This is a genomic window from Planomonospora algeriensis (assembly GCF_977012225.1).
On sequence record NZ_CDRNDK010000704.1, the window covers coordinates 1 to 2,326 of the forward strand.

Below are 2,326 nucleotides of genomic sequence, written 5' to 3' on the forward strand. Positions count from 1 at the left end.
CCGGCCGGACGGCCGGACGGGGATCCGGACGGGATCCGGGCGCCGCGAGGGGAAGCCGGCGCCGCGAGCCGGAGGGGGCGATCCGGCCCGGCGGGGAAGTGCGGTCCCGGCCGGGCCATGTGACGAGGATCGCAGCGGTTCGCGGCGCCTCCCCCTCCCGTTGCTCTACAAGACGTAGTACTACTAAAAGTAGAACTACAGCCCGTAGAGCTGAAGTCCCGCAGGGGGAGAGGCATGGAAGCACTGGACCTGGCGCGGTGGCAGTTCGGGATCACCACCGTCTACCACTTTCTGTTCGTACCGCTGACGATCGGGCTGGGCGTCTTCGTCGCCGGTCTGCAGACCGCCTGGCACCGCACCGGTAAGGAGCATTACCTGCGGCTGACGAAGTTCTTCGGGAAGCTCTTCCTGATCAACTTCGCCATGGGCGTGGTCACCGGCATCGTGCAGGAGTTCCAGTTCGGGATGAACTGGAGCGAGTACTCGGTCTTCGTCGGGGACGTCTTCGGCGCCCCGCTGGCGCTGGAGGCGCTGCTCGCCTTCTTCCTGGAGTCCACCTTCCTCGGGCTGTGGATCTTCGGCTGGGACCGGCTGCCCAAGCGGGTGCACCTGGCCGCGATCTGGGCCGCGGTCATCGGGTCCAACCTGTCGGCCTACTTCATCCTGGCCGCCAACGCCTGGATGAAGCACCCGGTCGGCTACGAGGTGGTGGACGGCAGGGCGCGGATGACGGACCTGTGGGCCGTGCTCACCAACTCCACCGCGCTCGCGCAGGTCCCGCACGTGGTGGCCGGGTCCTTCGTGGTCGCGGGCGGGTTCGTGCTGGCGGTCTGCGGCCACCGGATCCTGGTCGAGCGCAGGGCCGACCCGGACCGCACGGTCCCGATGCGGCGCGGCGCCGGGGGCGCGACCGCCATGTGGCGGACCCCGGTGCGGGCCGCGCTGGTCATGACCGCGCTGGCGGGCGCGGTCGTCGCCGGGACCGGCGACGCCTCCGGCAAGCTCCTGCACGAGCAGCAGCCCATGAAGCTGGCCGCCGCCGAAGGGCTGGAGCGCGACACCGCCGGGGCGGCCTTCTCCCCCGTGCCGGGCCTGGAGGTGCCGATGCTGCTCAGCCTCCTGGCCGCGAACGACCCGGGGGCGGTCGTCCGGGGCACCGAGGACCTGCAGGCGGAGTTCGCCCGGCGCTTCGGCCCCGGCGACTACCGGCCGAACGTCCCCGTGGTCTACCTGTCCTTCCGCGTGATGATCGTCTTCGGGCTGACCGTCGTCGCCCTGTCCGTCCTGGGCCTCTGGCTGACCCGCCGGCGCCGCCGCGCTCCGGGGCCGGAGCGCGAGCTGCCGTCCTGGCTCGCCCGCGCCTTCGTGCTGGCGCTCCCGCTGCCGTTCCTCGCGATGATCGCCGGCTGGCTGCTGAGCGAGATCGGCCGCCAGCCCTGGACCGTCCAGGGCGAGCTGCTCACCGCGGCGAGCGTCTCCCCCGGCGTCGGCCTGACCGAGGTGGCCGTCTCCCTGGCGGTCTTCACCCTCCTGTACGGCCTGCTCGCCGTGGCCGAGGCCGTCCTGCTCGTCCGCCACGTCAAGGCGGGCCCCGAACCCGCGCTCCCGGCGCCGCCCGCCGTACCTCCCGCCGACGGTGCCGGCGGCCGGGACGCGGCCGCCCGGCTCCAGCCGACCCTGATGTACTGAGGGGATCCCATGGAACTCACGACCCTCTGGTTCGCGATCATCGCCTTCCTCTGGACGGGCTTCTTCGTCCTGGAGGGCTTCGACTTCGGCGTCGGCATGCTGGCCCCGCTGGTCTCCCGGGGCGAGGCCGAGCGCAAGCAGGCGCTCGCCACCATCGGTCCCGTCTGGGACGGCAACGAGGTCTGGCTGATCAGCGCGGTGGGCGCCATGTTCGCCGCGTTCCCCGCCTGGTACGCGGGGCTGCTCAGCGCGTTCTACCTGCCGATCGTGATGGTCCTGGCCGGGCTGATCGTGCGCGGGGTCGGGCTGGAGTGGCGGGGCAAGGTCGCCCACGCCTCCGACCGGACCTGGTGCGACCTGGGGATCGGGATCGGCAGCGCGCTGCCCGCCTTCCTGTGGGGCGCGGTCTTCGCCGACCTGCTGCACGACGGCGCGCTCGCCGCGCTGCTCGGCGGGGCGTTCTCGCTCGCGCTCTGCCTGCTGCACGGCGCGGTCTTCCTCGCCCTCAAGACCTCCGGCCCGGTGCGCGCCCGCGCCCGCCGCGCCGCCCTGGCCGCCTCCGCGGTGGTGCTGCCCGCCGGGATCGCGGCGCTGTCCGGCATCCCCTCCACGGCCGCCGCCGAGTGGAGCGCCGACC

Annotated in this window: 2 protein-coding genes; both read left to right on the forward strand. The window is 73.0% G+C overall.

The genetic code is table 11. The features are described from left to right. Positions 1–234 precede the first annotated feature (234 nt). Positions 235–1,689 (forward strand): cytochrome ubiquinol oxidase subunit I, encoded by a 1,455-nt coding sequence (locus tag ACWJ6R_RS34775; RefSeq protein ID WP_449066279.1) that lies wholly within the window; start codon positions 235–237, stop codon positions 1,687–1,689. A 9-nt stretch (positions 1,690–1,698) separates the two neighbouring features. Then, on the forward strand, positions 1,699–2,326 hold a 628-nt coding region (gene cydB / locus ACWJ6R_RS34780), incomplete at its 3' end, for a cytochrome d ubiquinol oxidase subunit II (protein ID WP_449066280.1).

Bases quoted from the DNA above. Each gene is read 5' to 3' on its own strand.
- ACWJ6R_RS34775 (WP_449066279.1), top strand. From the start codon at position 235: ATGGAAGCACTGGACCTGGCGCGGTGGCAGTTCGGGATCACCACCGTC.